The sequence below is a fragment of the Streptomyces sp. NPDC003042 genome, from assembly GCF_053591315.1.
This window is the reverse complement of the sequence record NZ_JBSFTP010000015.1, coordinates 12,451-30,819: the sequence shown is the minus strand read 5'-3', so window position 1 is coordinate 30,819 and position 18,369 is coordinate 12,451. Positions and strand designations below refer to the sequence as shown.

The following is an 18,369-nucleotide window of genomic DNA, read 5'->3' as shown; positions in this document are numbered from 1 at the left end:
GCATGCGCGTCAATTTCACTGTCAACGGTCGTCAGCAGGAAGCCGACGACGTGTGGGAGGGCGAATCCCTCCTCTACGTCCTGCGTGAGCGCCTGGGCCTGCCGGGCTCGAAGAACGCGTGCGAGCAGGGCGAGTGCGGTTCCTGCACCGTCCGTCTCGACGGCGTGCCGGTCTGTTCCTGTCTGGTGGCCGCCGGCCAGGTCGAGGGTCGCGACGTCGTGACCGTCGAGGGCCTGGCGGAGTTCGCCAAGCAGCGCGACGAGCACGGCCACGGCGGTGCCTGCGGCACCGGCGGCGGCTGCGGCAGCAAGGGCGGCGTCTCCCTGGACGCGGCCAAGCAGTGGCAGGCCAAGCCTGGGGACTCCCAGACCGGCGAGGGCGTGGAGCTCTCCAACATCCAGCAGGCGTTCATCGACGCCGGCGCCGTGCAGTGCGGTTTCTGCACCCCGGGTCTGCTGGTCCAGGCCGACGCGCTGCTGGAAGAGAACTCCTCCCCGTCCGACCAGGACATCCGTGAGGCCCTGTCCGGCAACCTCTGCCGCTGCACGGGCTACGAGAAGATCCTCGACGCGGTCCGCCTCGCGGCCGCCCGTCAGGGAGAGGCGGTCTGACCATGGCGCAGAACACGCGCACCGCTCCGGCGGGTACGCCCACCAACGTCACCCAGAAGCACACCAAGGGCGGCATCGGCGAGTCCACGCTGCGCCCCGACGGCACCCTCAAGGTCACCGGTGAGTTCGCGTACTCCTCGGACATGTGGCACGAGGACATGCTGTGGGGCCAGACGCTGCGCAGCACCGTCGCCCACGCCGAGATCGTCTCCATCGACATCTCCGAGGCGCTCGCGATGCCCGGCGTCTACTCGGTGCTGACGTACGACGACCTGCCGGCCGAGATGAAGAACTACGGCCTGGAGATCCAGGACACCCCGGTTCTCGCCAACGGCCGAGTACGCCACCACGGTGAGCCGGTCGCCCTCGTGGCCGCCGACCACCCGGAGACCGCCCGCCGCGCGGCCGCCAAGATCAAGATCGACTACCGGGAGCTGCCGCTCGTCACGGACGAGGCCTCCGCCCTCGCCGAGGACGCGCCGCTGATCCACGAGGGCCGCGACGACCACCACATCGGTCACGTCCCGCACCCGAACATCGTGCACCGCCAGCCGATCATCCGCGGCAACGTGGAAGAGGCCCGCAAGCGCGCCGACGTCATCGTCGAGGGCGAGTACACCTTCGGCATGCAGGACCAGGCCTTCCTCGGCCCGGAGTCCGGTCTGGCCGTGCCCTCCGAGGACGGCGGTGTCGACCTCTACGTCGCCACCCAGTGGCTGCACTCGGACCTCAAGCAGATCGCCCCCGTCCTCGGTCTCCCCGAGGAGAAGGTGCGCATGACGCTCTCCGGCGTCGGCGGTGCCTTCGGTGGTCGCGAGGACATCTCGATGCAGATCCACGCCTGCCTCCTGGCGCTGGCCACGGGCAAGCCGGTCAAGATCGTCTACAACCGCTTCGAGTCCTTCTTCGGTCACGTGCACCGTCACCCGGCGAAGCTCTACTACGAGCACGGCGCCACCAAGGACGGCAAGCTCACGCACATGAAGTGCAAGATCGTCCTGGACGGCGGTGCCTACGCCTCGGCCTCCCCGGCCGTCGTCGGCAACGCCTCCTCCCTCTCGGTCGGCCCGTACGTCCTCGAGGACGTCGACATCGAGGCGATCGCGCTCTACACGAACAACCCGCCCTGCGGCGCGATGCGCGGCTTCGGCGCCGTCCAGGCCTGCTTCGCGTACGAGGCCCAGATGGACAAGCTCGCGGCGAAGCTGGGCATGGACCCGGTCGAGTTCCGCCAGCTGAACGCCATGGAGATGGGCACGATCATGCCCACCGGCCAGGTCGTGGACTCCCCGGCGCCCGTCGCCGAGCTGCTGCGCCGGGTCAAGGCGCGCCCGCTGCCGCCGGAGCGCCAGTGGGAGACCGCCGGCGAGGGCGCGGACGTGCGCGCACTGCCCGGCGGCCTGTCCAACACCACCCACGGTGAGGGCGTCGTCCGCGGCGTCGGCTACGCGGTCGGCATCAAGAACGTCGGCTTCTCCGAGGGCTTCGACGACTACTCGACCGCCCGCGTGCGGCTCGAGGTCATCAACGGCGAGCCCGTCGCGATGGTCCACACGGCCATGGCGGAGGTCGGCCAGGGCGGTGTCACCGTCCACGCGCAGATCGCCCGTACCGAGCTGGGTGTCACGCAGGTGACCATCCACCCGGCCGACACCCAGGTCGGCTCCGCCGGTTCCACGTCCGCCTCGCGGCAGACGTACATGACCGGTGGCGCGGTGAAGAACACCTGTGAGGCCGTCCGCGAGGCCGTCCTGGAGATCGGGCGCCGCAAGAACGGCTCCTACCACCCGGCGTGGGCGACCGCCGAGCTGCTGCTCGAAGGCGGCAAGGTCGTCACCGACGGCGGCGAGGTCCTCGCGGACCTGGCGGACATCCTGGAGGGCGAGGACGCGATCGACCTCGAGCTCGAGTTCCGTCACCGTCCGACCGTCGCGTTCGACCTGGTCACCGGCCAGGGCGACGGTCACGTCCAGTACACGTTCGCCGCGCACCGCGCGGTGGTCGAGGTGGACACCGAGCTGGGCCTGGTCAAGGTCGTGGAGCTCGCCACCGCTCAGGACGTCGGCAAGGCGCTGAACATGCTCTCCGTGGTCGGCCAGATCCAGGGTGGCACCACCCAGGGCCTCGGCGTGGCGATCATGGAAGAGATCATCGTGGACCCGAAGACCGCGAAGGTGAAGAACCCCTCCTTCACGGACTACCTGATCCCGACCATCCTCGACACCCCGACCATCCCGGTCGACGTCCTGGAGCTCGCCGACCCGAAGGCGCCGTACGGCCTTCGCGGTATGGGCGAGGCCCCGACCCTCTCGTCCACCCCGGCCGTCCTCGCGGCGATCCGGCAGGCGACGGGTCTGGAGCTCAACAAGACGCCGATCCGTCCGGAAGCCCTCACCGGCACCCTCTAGGACGGCGTGGTCCGGGGGCCGCGAGGCCCCCGACCCCACCACCCCACAGATTTCCGGGCGGTGTGACACGGGAACGTCACACTTCCAGTCGCACCGCCCGGAGCACCAAGTACCGCACCGCTCGCGGTCCGCACCACCAGCAGTACCCGTGCAGCACCCCTGCAGTACCACTGCAGAACACCAGCAGTGCCAGCGGTACCGGTAACCCCGCAGTACCCGCAGTACACGCAGAAGCATTCGCGTCGCCTCGGGCCGTCACCCCGGGTCGTGCAGCCAAACGCAGCATCCCAAATCCCGCGTCTCCAATCCCCAAGCGGGTGCCCCTTTGAACCTTGGGAGTTAGGCACCATGACCCAGTCGTCTGTGGAGCCCAAGACCACCGCGGAAGAGGCCGGCGACGGCACTCTGAACCCCGCCGGGCGTTCTTGGCTCGACCGGTACTTTCACATAACCCACAGAGGATCCAACGTCGGCAACGAAGTTCGTGGCGGTATCACGACCTTCATGGCCATGGCGTACATCCTCCTTCTCAACCCCCTGCTCCTCTCCGGCGCGGACAGCGACGGCAAGACGATGGCCGCCTCGGCGATCATCACCGCCACCGCGTTCGCCGCTGCCGTCACGACGCTCCTCATGGGCTTCGTCGGCAAGGTCCCGCTCGCCCTCGCCGCCGGTCTCTCCGTGTCCGGTGTGCTGGCTTCGCAGGTCGCCCCCCAGATGACCTGGCCGCAGGCCATGGGCATGTGTGTGGTCTACGGTGTCGTGATCTGTCTCCTGGTCGTCACCGGCCTCCGCGAGATGATCATGAACGCGATTCCCCTCGCGCTCAAGCACGCGATCACCATGGGCATCGGCTTGTTCGTCGCCCTCATCGGCCTCGTGAAGGCCGGCTTCGTCGGCAGGGGTCCTGAGTTCGGCCCGCCGGTCCAGCTCGGCGCCGTCGGTGAGCTCGCCGGCTGGCCCGTTCTGATCTTCTGCATCACCCTGGTCGGCATCTTCATGCTCCAGGCCCGCAAGATTCCCGGCGCGATCCTGATCGGCATCGCCGGTGGAACCGTCATCGCCGCGATCGTCAACTTCGTCGCGAACGTGGACCCGAAGGCCTGGAAGAGCGGCCCGCCGGAGCTCAGCGGCTCCGCGGTCTCGATGCCCGACTTCTCGCTCTTCGGCGACGTCTCGTTCGGTGGCTGGGGCGACGTCGGCTACATGACGGTCGGCATGATCGTCTTCACCCTCGTGCTCGCCGGCTTCTTCGACGCGATGGCCACCATCATCGGCGTCGGCACCGAGGCCAAGCTCGCCGACGACAAGGGCCGCATGCCGGGCCTGTCCAAGGCGCTCTTCATCGACGGCGCCGGTGGCGCCATCGGTGGCGTCGCGGGCGGCTCCGGCCAGACCGTGTTCGTCGAGTCCGCGACCGGCGTCGGTGAGGGTGCCCGCACAGGCCTCGCCTCCGTAGTGACCGGTCTGTTCTTCGCCGCCTGCCTCTTCTTCACCCCGATCACGCAGATCGTCCCGGGTGAGGTCGCCTCCGCGGCCCTGGTCGTCATCGGCGCGATGATGATGCAGAACGCCCGCCACGTGGACTGGGCCGACAGCGCGACCGCGATCCCGGTCTTCCTGACCGTCGTGATCATGCCGTTCACCTACTCGATCACCGCCGGCGTCGCCGCCGGAGTCATCTCCTACGTGGCCATCAAGGTCGCGCAGGGCAAGGCCCGCGAGATCGGGGCCTTCATGTGGGCGCTGACCGGGATCTTCGTGGTCTTCTTCGCGCTCCACCCCATCGAGGGATGGCTGGGCGTCAGCTAGGCCCGGCAGTGATCCGTACCTGACCCTCCACGTATCCGATACTGGAAACCGAACCTCTCCGAGGAGGCCCCCATGCTGGACATCGCCGAAGAATTGAGCCGGTGGGTCGAGCAGGGACGTGATTTCGCCGTCGCCACGGTCGTGGCGGTCGGCGGGAGCGCACCCCGGCAGCCCGGAGCCGCACTCGCCGTCGACGGCGAGGGGACGGCCATCGGCTCGGTGTCCGGCGGATGCGTGGAGGGTGCGGTCTACGAGCTGTGCCGGCAGGCGCTGGAGGACGGCAGATGCGTCCAGGAGCGTTTCGGGTACAGCGACGACGATGCCTTCGCGGTGGGTCTGACCTGCGGCGGAATCATCGACATCCTGGTCACCCCGGTACCGGTCGGCTCCCCCCTGCGAGAGGTGCTGGCGGCCGCGTTGGCCGCCGCCGCCCGGGGCGAGGCGGCCGCGGTGGCCCGGATCGCCGAGGGCCCGGCCGAGCTGATGGGCCGCGCGGTGATGGTCCGCGGCGACGGCTCGTACGAGGGCGGCTTCGGTGGGCACCCGGAACTGGACCGCACCCTCGCCGAGGAGGCCCGCGCGATGCTGGACGCCGGGAAGACCGGCGTGCTGGAGATAGGCGCCGACGGCCGGCTCTGCGGAGAGCCGCTCAAGGTGCTCGTCGAGTCCAGCGTCCCGCCCCCGCGGATGATCGTCTTCGGTGCCATCGACTTCGCCTCCGCCCTGGTGCGGATCGGCAAGTTCCTCGGCTACCACGTGACACTGTGCGATGCGCGGCCGGTGTTCGCCACGAAGAACCGTTTCCCCGAGGCGGACGAGATCGTGGTCGACTGGCCGCACCGGTACCTGGAAAGCACGCAGGTGGACGGCCGGACCGTCCTGTGCGTGCTCACCCACGACGCCAAGTTCGATGTCCCGCTGCTCGAACTGGCCCTCAAGCTTCCCGTCGCCTACGTCGGCGCCATGGGCTCCCGCCGCACCCACGAGGACCGCAACAAGCGGTTGCGCGACGTGGGCGTGACCGAGCTCGAACTGGCCCGGCTGCGCTCCCCGATCGGCCTGGACCTCGGCGCCCGCTCCCCGGAGGAGACGGCGCTGTCCATCGCCGCCGAGATCGTCGCGAACCGCCGCGGCGGCACCGGGGCCGCCCTGACCGGCGCGCACATCCCGATCCACCACGACGGCTCGAACACGGTGATCGGCAGGATCGGCTCCGTCGCTTGAAGGGACGGCTGACGTGACCGTCGGAGAAGGGCACGACCCCTGAGGGTTGTGCCCTTTCGCTATTCCGTCTATTTTACCCGCCAGTAACCGTCCTCCATGCGGGAGTTGAGCGGATGTCACGTACCTTGCGAACCCTCGGTGCCCTGGCTGTGGCCGCCCTGCTCACCGCCTTCACCCCGGCGGCCGACACCGGCGATCACGGCCTGCGCGAGGTGCTCTTCGTCGGGAACAACTGGGACGGCACCGCCGACGTGCTCGCCTCGACCGGCGATCTCGCCCGGGTCGGCCGGATCAACGTCATCCCCGACAAGGAGGAGCGGCTGCGGGAGATCTACCTCAACCCGGTGAAGCTCGGCTTCTTCCTGGGCATCCGGGCGAGCGCGGGCGAGGGCCACGACCAGTTCGTGGACGACATGTACGCCACCCCCGACGGCTCCGCGGTCGTGGTCTCCCGCCCCAGCTTCGCCGACGTCGTCTCGATCGACGTACGGTCCGGGCGGATCAACTGGCGCTTCCCGGTGTCCGGTTACCGCTCCGACCACATGGCCGTCTCGCCCGACGGCACGCGCGTCGCGGTCTCCGCCTCCACCGCCAACACCGTGCACGTCCTGGACATCGCCACCGGCCGGCAGCTGGGCTCCTTCGGTACCGGCGACAAACCCCACGAGAACACTTTCACACGTGACGGTCGCTTCCTCTGGAACAGTTCCATCGGAGAGGTGAACACCGCCCTCGACGCCCCCTGGCTCGACTGGACGAAGGGCGACCGGAAGATCACTGTCGTGGACGCGCAGACCTTCCGCACCGTCCGGGTGATCGACATGCGCGAGCGGCTGGACGCCTTCGGACGCCCGGACCTCTCCGACGCCCTGCGCCCGGTGGCCTTCAGCCCCGACGAGTCGAAGCTCTACTTCCAGGTGTCCTTCTTCAACGGCTTCCTGGAGTACGACGTGGCCGCCGACCGCATCACCCGCCTCAAGACCCTCCCCGTGAACCCCGCCACCAGCACCGACCGCACCAGCTGGGTCAACGACTCCCGCCACCACGGCATGTCGATGAGCCCCGACGGCTCCAAGCTCTGCGTCGCGGGCACGATGGACGACTACGCGACCGTCGTGGACCGGGCCACCCTCACCGAGGGGCCGCTGGTTCCGGCCTCCAAGCCCTACTGGGCCACGGTCGACGGCGACGGCACCGCCTGCGTGATCTCCGAAAGCGGCGCCGACCGGGTCACCGCCATCGACTTCGCCACCGGGACCAAGCGGGTCTCCGTCCCCGTGGGCGACCACCCCCAGCGGGTCCGGCTCGGGCACGTCCCGGCGGACTGGTCGGGTCCGGCGGCCCCCTAGGCGCCCTCCCGCCACAGGCGCTGGAACCGGTCAAACGGGCAAATCCGGCCATTATGAGGTGACCAGTCCGCGATGACCGATTAGTCTCCGGATCATGGTGGACATCCGCGAAGTGCCCGAGGCCGACATCGACCGCGCCCAGGAGCTCGCGTACCTGGTCTTCCACGACCGCCCAGAGAAGGAAGGACGCAAACGGCACCACGCCCTGCTGCGCCGCTGCGCGCGCATCGGGGCGTACGACGGCGAGGTGCTGGTCGGCTTCATGGCCGCCTACGACTTCCGCCTCTCGGCACCCGGAACGGACCTCGGCTGCCCCGGGGTCACCTTCGTCTCCGTCGCCCCCACCCACCGCCGCCGCGGCGTGCTCACCGCCCTGATGGGTGAGCAGTTGCGGCGGGCAGGGGCGGCGGGCCACCCGCTCACCGCCCTCTGGGCCTCCGAGTCCGCCATCTACGGCCGCTTCGGCTACGGCCCGGCCACGCAGGGCGTCACCATCGAGATCGACTCCAGCCGGCCGCTGGCCCTGCGCATCACGCCGGACCCCCGCCCGCTGCGGCTGCTCGACCCGGCCGACGCGCTTGCCGTGATCGGCCCGTACCACGAGGCCACCCGCACCACCCGGGCCGGCCGGCCGAGCCGCGGCCCGGAGCGCTGGACCGAGGAGTGGCTCACTGAACAGGCCGAGGACGACGAGGAGTTGAGCCCGCCCCGGATCATCGTCCTCGGGGACCCGGGGGAGCCGGTCGCGGGCTACGTCCTCTACCGCACGAAGCCGGAGGACGACGGCGGCCCCCTGCGCACCCCGGGTCTGGTCCGCGTCGAGGAGCTGGAGGCCGACACCCCGGCCGCGGCCGCCGCCCTGTGGAGCTGCCTGGCCTCCCTCGACCTGACCGGCAAGGTCTCGGCCTGGGGCCGCCCGGCCGACGACCCGCTGCTGCACTTCGCCGCCGACCGGGACCAAGTCAGGGTCACCGCCCAATTCCCGGCGCTCTGGCTGCGGCTGGTCGACGTACGGGCCGCGCTGGTCGCGCGGTCCTGGGCCGCGCCGGTGGAACTGGTGCTGGAGCTGGCCGACGTGACGCTGCCCGCGAACGCCGGACGCTTCCGCCTCAAGGCGGGGCCGGGCGGGGCGACGTACGAACCCGCTCGCGCCGAGCCGGACTTGACCCTGGACGTACGGGAGCTGGCCGCCTGCTACCTGGGCGGGACCCGGATGACCGAGCTGGTGGCCGCCGGGCTGGTCGCCGAGCGCACCCCCGGCACGGCGGCGGCGCTGGACCGTGCCCTGGCCACCGGGCTGCTGCCGCACACGGCGGACGAGTTCTGAACCCGGGGCGATCCCTGGCCTGCGGTGACGGCGGGGGCGGGCGAGCGGACCGCCCCCGCCGGGATCACACCGGCAGGGAGATCCGGGCCGCCGACATACCGAAGCCGGAGCCCCGCAGGGCGGTGGACAGCGCACCGGGCAGCGGGTGCAGGTCCTCGGGTCGGTAACGGGCGATCTTCTGGTGCCAGTTCAGGATACCGGCGTGCCAGTCCTTCAGCTCACCCACGTACGCGTCGAGGGCGCCCCGCGCCTCCCCGGTCAGCTTCCAGTCGTCGTAGAGCAGCGGCAGCTGGTTCGCGACGATGTGCTCGAACTCCTCGGTGCGCTGGGTCATCAGCGCATGGCAGATGTGCAGCGCCTCCGGGTAGCCGATGTCGAAGAAGTTGCGGGTGACGAGGACGTAGTTGTGGACCTCGCCCTCGAACTCCACCTCCTTCTGGTAGGAGTAGATGTCGTTGATCAGGCAGGCGGCGTCCGCGACGGCGTTCTCCAGCGACCGGATGGTCCCGGAGGAGTAGATCTCCTCGGGGATGCCCCGGCCCTGGTGGCCGAGCCGGCACAGGTACATCGTGAGGTAGCTGCCGAAGGTGCGGCGGCGCATCTCGGCGTAGTCCACCGGGTCAGGGATGCGGTTTTGGATCTGGTTGTCCACCTCCCACAGCCAGCTCTCCACCATGTCCACCAGCGTCGCCCGGAATTCGGTGCGCTGCTGCGTGGACATGCCGGCGCTGGTGCGCACCCACAGTTCGCCAAGCCCGCGCTCCATGGCGGTGACCGGATCCGGCTGGTCGGCGTGGTCCACGGGGATCATCGCGAGCAGGCGGGCCGTGGTGGCCTTGGCCGCCGCGAGGTTCTTGGTGTGCGCGAAGGCCACCGGGTAGTAGTCGTCCCCGTACGTGCCCCAGGTCAGCCAGGAGGCGTTCAGGGTCAGTTGCTCCGGCGTGGCGTCGGGGTCGATGCCGGCGGAGCAGACCGCGAAGTCGAAGCCGCGCAGCTTCGCCTCGGTCCAGATCGCCGACGCCGGATCGCCCGGCTGCGGGTCCACCATGCCCATCCGCTTGGCCCAGGCGATCGACTCCTCGCGCGCGTGCGCCAGGTGGGGGCTGAGGGTGAGCCGGTGCGGCATGTAGATGTCGGGGATGACGGACGGCCCGGTCGGCTCGAACGGGACGTGGGTGAAGGAGCGGCGGCGCATGTCCATCGAGCGCCGGGTGAACACGGACCCCAGGTCGAGCGCGGTGGTGCCGAGCCCCGCCGGGAGGAAGGGCAGGGTGAGCGGGGCGGTGGCGCGGGCTTCCTTGTTCATGTAGCGGCTGGAGACCATGTGCCATTCGTGGCCGCCCGACTGCCAGTCCTGGAGGCCCTTGGCGTAGGCGAGGACGGCCGCGATCTCGGCCGGGTTCATGGCGTGGTCGGCGAAGAGCTGGGGGAGTTCGGCGAGCGCGGTCTGCTCGAACTGCTGAAGGCGGGAGGTGAGCAGGTCGTTGGAGGCGTCGGCGGCCTCCTGCGTGGTGCAGCCCAGGAAGGTCTCCAACACCAGGACGGCGTTGGAGAGTTCGCCCTCGTCGGCGACCTCACGCTGGTAGGAGAAGAGGTCGTTCCTGATGTGCACGGCGTCGGAGAAGGCGTCGCGCAGGACGCCCAGCGGGCGCGCGTGCGCGACGCGCGCCGGGACTTCGGCGGAGACGTACTCGATGAGACCGGCCGACCAGGGGGCGCCGCCCACTTTGCGGCGCATCTCGATGTACTCGAGCGGGTTCGCCACCCGCCCGATGTTGATGTTGGCGAGCTCCCACATCGACTCGTTGAGGAGGTTCCGCGTGGACAGGGAGAATCGTTCCCGCCAGTCCATCGACATGGCGGGCACGGTCCGCGCCCACAGGTCGGCGAGTCCCGCCTCGACGGGGTTGGTGGGCTCGGGGAAGCCTCCGGCGAGGTCCATCGGCATGAAGGCGGCGAGCTTGTCGAGGTACTCCTTGGCGCCGTCGCGGTCCTGCGAGCGCTTGTACATCTCCAGGAAGTGGTCGTCGAAGAAGAAGACCCACACGTACCAGTCGGTGACCAGCGACAGCGCCTCGCTGTCGCAGTCGGGGTGGGTGTAGGAGCAGAGCAGGGCGTAGTCGTGCGAGTCGAGGTCGCGCTCCTCCCAGACACCGGAACCTTCCAGCATCCCGAGATCGCGCGCCCATTGCTTGGTGTGGACCCTCGCGTCCTCCAGGTGGGGGTTCAGTCGCGCCGGATAAGGCACATAGAAATCCGGCAGTTGAAACGGCTGGGTCACGGCGGGGTCGGCCTTTCGTCCAAGGGTGCGGGGGCCGGTGGACCAGGCCCCCGCACGAGAGTCAGCAGTGCCCTACCCCTGGTGCGGCCGGGACAAGGGGGAGTTCACTGCTTCAGGTGACGTGTGGGTCGTTCTGCGGCGCGGCGGCCTGGCGAGGGATAACGGGAGGCGGGGGCTGCTGGGCGTACTGCTCGGCCTGCATGCGGAACATCGCCGCGTACCGGCCGCCGAGCGCCAACAGCTCGTCGTGGCCGCCCTGTTCGACGAGCCGCCCCTCGTGCAGGACGTGGATCACGTCGGCGTGGCGGACCCCGGACATGCGGTGCGTGACGAGCACCACCGCGCGCTGCGGTCCGGCCAGCCCCCGGATGCTGTCGAAGGCGGCGATCTCCGCCTCCGGGTACAGGGCCGACGTGGGCTCGTCCACGACGATGACGCGGGCGTCGCGGTACCGCGTACGGGCCAGGCCGAACATCTGCCACTGCCCGCCGGAGAGTTTCGAGGCGCCCCGGAACACCCGGGCGAGGAGGGTCTCGTAGCCGTGCGGCAGCTTGTCCACGACCCGGTCGGCCCCCGCGTAGCGGGCGGCGGCGACCACCGCCGCCGCGCTGTCCACCGCCTGGTCGGGTCCCTCGTCCCCGGGCCGGCCGATGGCGATGTTGGTACGGGCGGTCACGGGCCAGCGCTCGAAGTCCTGGATGAGCAGCGCGACCCGGTCGAAGACCTGCTCCCGGTCGGCTTCCCGTACGTCCACCCCGTCCCAGGACAGCGACCCGGTGTCGGGCAGGTGCAGTCCGGCCAGCAGCTTGACCAGGGTGCTCTTGCCGGAGCCGTTCTCCCCGACGAGGGCGACGACGGTGCCCGCCTCGATGGTCAGCGAGATGCCGGTGAGGGCGGGCTCGTCCCGGTCCGGATAGCTGAAGCCCACATCGGTGAGCCGGACTTCGCCGAGCTGCTCGGCCAGCGGCAGCCCGCCCGGCTTGATCGCACGGCGGCCCGCCTCGGCGACGAACCGCTCCAGGTCCCGTACGTAGAGGGACTCCTCGTGCAGGGTGTTGGTGGTGGCGACCAGCGCGCCGAGGCTCGCCGAGCCGGCGCGCACCGCGAACACGGCGGTCCCGGCGACGGCGAGTCGGGCCTGGGCGAGTGCCGCCGAACGCCTCGGCCATCGAGAAGACTTCCATGTTGGACTGGATGAGCTTGATCGTGTCGCCGCGCGTCGGTCGTTCGAAGGTCGCGCTCTCCTGCGCTGTCAGTACAGCGTTTCGTTGGAGGAAGTCGCGCAGCACGGGCGGTGCCGTGTCCGGCACCGGCTGGTCGTTGCGGGTCCAGGCGTGGAAGACCTGATTGGCCACCACCATTCCGGCGACTGCCTGAAGGGCTGGCCCAACGGGATGCGGCTGATCGTCCGCAAGGAACGCCCCTACTCGGCGCCCAGTTGCGCTTCACCGACGCCGACGGCCTGCGGCTCACCGCGTTCGCCACCAACACCACTGACGTCCCCATCGCCGCACTCGAACTGCGCCGACCGCCAGCGAGCACGGGCCGAGGGCCGCATCCGTGCCGCCCTCGCCACCGGCCTGCGCAACCTACCCTGCACGACACCGCGCAGAACCGGATCTGGCTGGAGATCGTCCAGATCGCCCTCGACCTGCGCGCCGGGATGCCCATGCTCGCCCTGACCGGCAAAACCCACAGATGGGAGCCCCGCCGCCGCCGGCTCCGCCCCTTGAGCGCCCGCCCCTGTGCGGGTTCTCAAACGAGTCACCTCAAAGCGACAAGCATCCATATATCCCATTTTGCCTCCTTTTCTGACTGTATATCCTTTGACGTTATGTCAGTCGGGGGTGTTCGAGGCACAATCTGGCTCGGTCGCCTCCGGGAGTAGCGAGTCATCGAGGCGCCGACACTGACCTCCTGGCGGTACTTCCGCACCCGACCGATCCGCAAGGCGTTGTAGATGTCGCTGTTCAGCCGCTCTCGTCTCACCACCCTGTTCGCAGCGTTCTCGGTCGGCGTCGCTGGTGTGACGACCTGGACTTACGGGTTCGGGACTGCGCGACAGTCAGTGGCCCCCTGGGTGGTTGTCCAGCCGAGCACGACCGAGGGCTCCGCTCTCCAGGTCGTCGCACACCCCGACGACGATCTCTTCTTCATGAATCCGGATGTGAGCCGTTCCATATCGACGGGTATCCGGGTCACCACCGTGTACCTGACTTCCGGCGAGTCCGATGGCAGGAACGAGGCCCACAGCTCGCACCTGGAGGATCCTGTGCGCCCGGCCGACCGCGCCGCCTTCGCGGAGGCCCGGCAGAACGGTATCCGGGCCGCCTACGCGCAGATGGCCACCGGTGACCGCGCCAGTGCCTGGCAGCGGAAGTCCATACCCACCGCCGGTGGCGGTGCTGCCGAGGTGGACGTCCTTACCGCCAGGCCCGAAGTGAATCTGGTATGGATGGAACTCCGCGAGGCCCGTGGCGTTTCTGTGGACAATCCGGACAGTCTCCGAGGCCTGTGGGACGGCAGGATTCCTGCCCTAGGCGCCCAGCTGACCTCCGGGACACCGGTCAAGCACGGGTTCTCCTACACCAAAGACCAGGCCATAGCCGCCATCGCGGGCATGCTCGATCTGTACAAGCCGACCACGATACGGACGCAGGACCCGACACCTGGCAGGTCGGACGGCGGCGCTTTCCTCGACCATCAGGACCACGTCTACGGCGCACGCTTCGTCCAGGCAGCTGCCGCACGCTACGCGGAGTCCACGGACCGGCCGCACTTCTCGCTCCAGAACTACGTGAGCTACCCGACCAGTACCCTGCCCGCCACTCTCGACCCGAAGACGGCCGAGGAGAAGCTCGGCTACCTCAAGACCTACGCCTGGACGGACCACCAGGACTGGTGCGGCAGTCCCGCCGGCTGCGGCGACCGCAAGACCGCGACCCGACCCACAGGCCCCGGCTGGAACCAGCGCATCCGCTACAGCCGGGGTGACAACACCTCCTGGATGACCGAAGGCGCCTCAGGTCGGCTGTGGGCCTTCGCCGCGTTGGATGGGCGCATGGCGTACTGGTCGCGCACCGGCCCCCATGCCCCTTGGCGGGGCCCGCAATTCCTTGTCGGCACCGGTATCGACACCGGTGCGACGGCGGTCAGACTCCCCGACAACAGGATTGCAGTGTTCGCTACCCGCACCACTCTGGGTGCGACACCCCAGGACTACGGTCGGGACATCGTGTACGCCGTCCAGAGCGTGGCCGATGGCTCGTTCGGCCCGTGGCAGTCACTGGGCACTCCGGACACCACGGACATATCCGGCACGTCGGCGATCAGTGGACCCCACGTTTCCGTGGATTCGGCAGGCCGGATGACGGTGTACGTACGTGATTCCAAACACACGCTACGCGCCCGGGCGCAGATGACTTCGAACGGCGCGTTCGCCCGATGGGAGGCTCTGGGCGGTGGCGGCCTTCAAGGCGATCCGGTGACCGCGACCGACGGATCGGGGCGGCGCCACGTCTATGCGGCTACGGCCGGGTCTGTGCTGGCCTGGATTCAGCCGATGCCGGGTGCCCCGGTCCGTGGCCCGTACCCGACCGGGCTGCCGCAGACGACGGGCGTGCTCTCGGTGAGGCCGGAGGGCGACGGCGTCCGGCTGTTCTTCCGTCGGCCCGGCATGGGCACCGTCGGCACGAGTCTGGCCGGCACAGGCGCGGTCGGGCCGGAGTTCTCCCCGGTCGCCGGGGCGGGCGGCTACGGCGGCTACGGCGCAGTGGGTGTCGCGGGCCGTCTCATCGCGGGCCGCTCTGGCGCGGGCATGGCAAGCGTTTCGGGCATGGACAGTGCGCAGCCCTGGCAGGAATCCCAGATCCTGTACACGGGAGCCCCAGCGGGGGTAACTGAGCGGGCCGGTAAGGCCGTCTCGGCGGTTCTTGGGCTGGACGCTGATCTGTACGTCACTACGACAGCACCCTCGGCCGCATCCGCGGCGCCGAGGAACCAGGCTTCCTCTCCGTGGCACCGGGCGGTCCGACCCTGGACACTCGCACAGGGACGGGTGTCGTCCCTGGCCGCTGGGGGAAGGTAGCCCGTTGCGTGGCGTCCGGTCGCGGGCTTCTGCCTGCCTGGCCGCGACTGCCATGCGTCCCTGAGGCTGCCCCACATGCCGCGCCCTGGGGACCCTTCGCCACCAAGGGCTTGGCTTCGCCGACGGCAGTCCCTCACGGGCGTCATAATGGCGAAAATCCGTCGCCTGGCGGTGGACTGATACGGATTCTCTCCAGCTCCTTGAGTACCTGTCGATAGGCGGCGATTTCTGCCGCCACTGCCTTTTGCGATGACAGGTTGCCCGGATCGCTTTGCGACCGGGCTTCATTGGCGGCGGCGTTGTGTCGTTCTCTGGCCTTGGTTAGCATATCGAGGGAATTGACGTATCCATCGTCTAGAAGCTTATATTCGAGAACCTGGTCAAAAGCCTGATCCGACAGCTTTTCGAGTCGATCAATTTCTGTCTGGCAGCTACCGGGGGTGGCGCTGCTGCATTGGCTTTGTAGCTCTTGATTGAAATCTTGAAGGATGGCCGATAGCTTAGGATATCCCCATTCTGGTGAGCGCTCTTGCTTGCATCCTGATGCTGTCAGGGTAAGGGCAGCAGATGACAGTCACGACATATTGAGGGCGAACCATGTTTGAAGTCCTCTATCGATGTGTGGAATATTCTCTGATCCGATCCAATGGGCTCAGGGTTTTCTGGGATACCAGGGTGCCTCGGCCTTCGAACCGCTTCTTGGACTGCCGCGCGCACATCGCCACACCGATAATTACAATTGCACCGATTCCTGCCGCGGTGAGGCCTGCCTTCAGCCCGGGAGGGGTGTAGGTGCACCCCACGTTCCTGGCGGGGGAGTCGAGAGGAATGGCAAGAAGTCCATGCTCGGCAGAGGGCGCCCGGAGTGCGCCGTGGTCTACAGAACAGGCCCAGCCGGGCACAGACGTGGTGGCGATGACCGCCGTTCCGGTGGAACCGTCCGGGAGATCGGCTGTGATGCCGTGTCCTGAGACGTGGACTGCGGTTGCTGCTGCGGCAGACCGCTTCCTCACTGCGGTGACCAGTGCTTGGCGGTCGAGGCAGGCAAGCGCGTATGTGGGAACGGCCTGCTCTTTCCGGGGCGTCCCGAAGGCGATGTCGATGCGTCCATCGGGCGGAACCGTGCCGAGCGGTGTCACGGGCATGCTGACGAGACCGGACTGCCCGCGGCTGCTGTGGCTGGTGCCGAAAGCGACGAACCGGCCACTGTAGTGAGGCGCGTACAGGAGTGCCTCAGAGCCTGCCGGGCAGGTGGCGGTGAATGCCGGCCAGTGAGCCCCCTGCAAGGACCGGGGGATCTTGAAGCCTCCGGCCATGCGTTGCGGAGTTGTCCCGCGGCCCGAGAGGGCGGTGAGCTCGGGTACGAAGTAGACCCGAGCCCCGATTGCGTTCTGCTGGGCAGCCCACACTGTTCCTGTCGGCGCCCCGTAGAGCTCTTGCCCGATGTCAGGGCGGAGTGTCACCAGCGGCAGGGCAGGCGAAGGGGCGGGCGCGACCGTGGCAGGACTGGTCTGGCGCAGGTGGGTTCCGACCGACAGCAGGGACTGCAGGACCGGGTCGGAGGCAGCCCACAGGTGCCGGCCACCCATGGCCGTACCCAGTCCGAGGGATCGCAGCGCGGTGGCCGTGTCTTGGGTTACGTAGCTGCTGTAGTAAGCGCCGCCTTGCCCCCCGAGGAGCATGGGGTCGTTGTCGGTGACGAAGACGTCGGGACCGACGTCGATACGGGAAGCGGGCCAGCGGTCGTTTTCCCGGAGGGTTTCGTGGGCGTTCACGGCGAGTGGCGTCATGGTGGAGGCCACGGTCTTCCCTCTGAGGGCGGGGTCATGGAGTACTGCGACCCCGAAGACTGTGTAAGCGGTGCCGGCGAACACGGTGGCGGCTAGGAGGGCTGAGACCGTGGTGCGGGCCGCACGCCGGTCCTGCGTAGTGACGAGTGCGAGGAGCAAGATCGCTGTCACCGGCCCGCCCAGTACTGCGAGGTTCCACGCGTACGCGTTGACGGGCTGTTGGCCTAGGCAGAGGCCTACCAGAGCGGCGAATGTCGCGGTGCCGGCCAGCAGAGTCCGGGGGGTGGGGTGTTCGGCCAGGCAAATCCAGGCGGCCATGACCAGAATGCCGCTCAGTACAAACGTCGCTCGGAAAGGAGCGCCGTGCGGGAGAGCGAAGCCCTGCCAAGCCTTGGCCGTGGGAGTGATCACAAATGAGGCGGCGACGAGGACGATGATGAGCAGCCAGGCGGCCTTCTCGCGGACTGGCACGCGGGCGTGGAAGGGCAAGGTCAGTACGAGCAGAAGGACTGGCAGGCCGACGAACACGTTGGGTGCGGTCGGTGTGGCCGAACTACCCGGCAGGAACATTGCCAGGTAGGTCAGTGGCGCGGTGGCCACGCTTACCACGTATTTTTCCGTGGGTTGGGCCTGGGAATTGGCGAGCCCCGGAACGAGTACTGCTGGAGCAGCCAGGAGCACGCCGGCAGCGGTCATGCTGCCGGCCCGCCACACAGTGCGGGCACGGTGGGTCCATCTGGCAGGGGACATCAGTAGCCGCACCAGCAGAATGAGGACAGCTCCCATGGTTGCCATGGCAGCTGTGTAGAAGTTGCCGTACCAGCACACGGCGACGACCAAGGCGCCCGTTGCCCAGTGGCGTTCTTTCAGACACCAGTCGAAGGCGATACAGATTGCGGGAAGCCCGGCCAGACCCCACATCCACATCGGAACGATCGCGCCTTCCAGAACGTTCCATCCGCAAACGGCATACCCTACTGACAGCAGCCCCCGCATCCACGGTAAGTCGGGGTTTAGTCGGCCGAGGAAGACTGTCATCAAGGCAGCCGCCAACGCGATGCTGAAGACACTGACCAGGAAAACCGCAAAGTCGACGTAGTGCCGCGGAAATACACCGACCGTCCACGACAAAGGATTGCCGAGGTAGGTGAAGAAGTCTGCGAGGAACCCTACTCCGTACCCGCTTTGCCAGTTGAAGAAGAGGTCACCGCCCGCAGCTCCGTGCTGCAGGTCCCACAGCCTGGCGTGGAAGGGAACGTACTGGTTGCGCAGGTCATTCATTGCCCTGGACTGCGGACCGAACGGATAAGTGCGGTGAGCGGCAAGCCCTGTGCAGTAGGCGGCCATGGACAGCAAAGCGGCCGATGCGGACGCCACCGTAGTGGACTTCAGGGGCTGGTGCATAGCTCTCCCACCGGCCCCGGGCCGGAATCTGCATCGTCAATCAGCCGGAACCATCGCGGCTGGACGCTACACGCTC

9 protein-coding genes and 2 pseudogenes are annotated in these 18,369 nt (G+C 68.6%); 8 read left to right on the top strand and 3 right to left on the bottom strand.

Annotation, left to right across the window (positions count from 1 at the left end; genetic code table 11):
• Positions 1-2: 2 nt before the first annotated feature.
• The 6 genes from ACWDYJ_RS11240 to ACWDYJ_RS11215 all read left to right on the top strand — a co-directional run bounded on the left by ACWDYJ_RS11240 (position 3) and on the right by ACWDYJ_RS11215 (position 8,731).
• Positions 3-611 carry a (2Fe-2S)-binding protein gene (locus ACWDYJ_RS11240; RefSeq protein WP_031151496.1) on the top strand — a complete coding sequence of 203 codons (609 nt, stop codon included), beginning with the start codon at positions 3-5 and terminating at the stop codon, positions 609-611.
• Between the two features lie 2 nt (positions 612-613).
• On the top strand, positions 614-3,019 hold the full coding sequence (gene pucD / locus ACWDYJ_RS11235) for a xanthine dehydrogenase subunit D (RefSeq protein WP_451565245.1): 2,406 nt from the start codon (positions 614-616) through the stop codon (positions 3,017-3,019).
• A gap of 348 nt (positions 3,020-3,367) precedes the next feature.
• Entirely contained in the window at positions 3,368-4,831 is a 1,464-nt protein-coding gene (locus tag ACWDYJ_RS11230) for an NCS2 family permease (protein WP_451565244.1), read from the top strand.
• 72 nt (positions 4,832-4,903) lie between these two features.
• Positions 4,904-6,055: an XdhC family protein gene (locus tag ACWDYJ_RS11225; RefSeq protein ID WP_451565243.1), complete on the top strand. Its 1,152-nt coding sequence runs from the start codon at positions 4,904-4,906 to the stop codon at positions 6,053-6,055.
• Between the two features lie 113 nt (positions 6,056-6,168).
• A complete protein-coding gene (locus tag ACWDYJ_RS11220; protein WP_451565242.1) occupies positions 6,169-7,404 on the top strand; it encodes a YncE family protein in 1,236 nt (411 codons plus the stop codon).
• Between the two features lie 94 nt (positions 7,405-7,498).
• Positions 7,499-8,731: a GNAT family N-acetyltransferase gene (locus ACWDYJ_RS11215; RefSeq protein ID WP_451565241.1), complete on the top strand. Its 1,233-nt coding sequence runs from the start codon at positions 7,499-7,501 to the stop codon at positions 8,729-8,731.
• Positions 8,732-8,795: 64 nt separating this feature from the next.
• On the opposite strand, the gene ACWDYJ_RS11210 is transcribed toward ACWDYJ_RS11215, so the two are convergent.
• Positions 8,796-11,012: a terpene synthase family protein gene (locus ACWDYJ_RS11210; RefSeq protein WP_451565240.1), complete on the bottom strand. Its 2,217-nt coding sequence runs from the start codon at positions 11,010-11,012 to the stop codon at positions 8,796-8,798.
• 112 nt (positions 11,013-11,124) lie between these two features.
• Positions 11,125-12,144: pseudogene (locus tag ACWDYJ_RS11205) on the bottom strand (ATP-binding cassette domain-containing protein); the annotation flags it as partial.
• Between the two features lie 229 nt (positions 12,145-12,373).
• On the opposite strand from ACWDYJ_RS11205, the pseudogene ACWDYJ_RS11200 reads away from it, so the two are divergent.
• Both ACWDYJ_RS11200 and ACWDYJ_RS11195 read left to right on the top strand, forming a co-directional pair.
• Positions 12,374-12,750 (top strand): annotated as a pseudogene (locus ACWDYJ_RS11200) (transposase); the annotation flags it as partial.
• Between the two features lie 342 nt (positions 12,751-13,092).
• Positions 13,093-15,099, top strand: a complete 2,007-nt coding sequence (locus ACWDYJ_RS11195; RefSeq protein WP_451565239.1) for a PIG-L family deacetylase — start codon at positions 13,093-13,095, stop codon at positions 15,097-15,099.
• 611 nt (positions 15,100-15,710) lie between these two features.
• On the opposite strand, the gene ACWDYJ_RS11190 is transcribed toward ACWDYJ_RS11195, so the two are convergent.
• Positions 15,711-18,293: a YfhO family protein gene (locus ACWDYJ_RS11190; RefSeq protein WP_451565238.1), complete on the bottom strand. Its 2,583-nt coding sequence runs from the start codon at positions 18,291-18,293 to the stop codon at positions 15,711-15,713.
• Positions 18,294-18,369 lie beyond the last annotated feature (76 nt).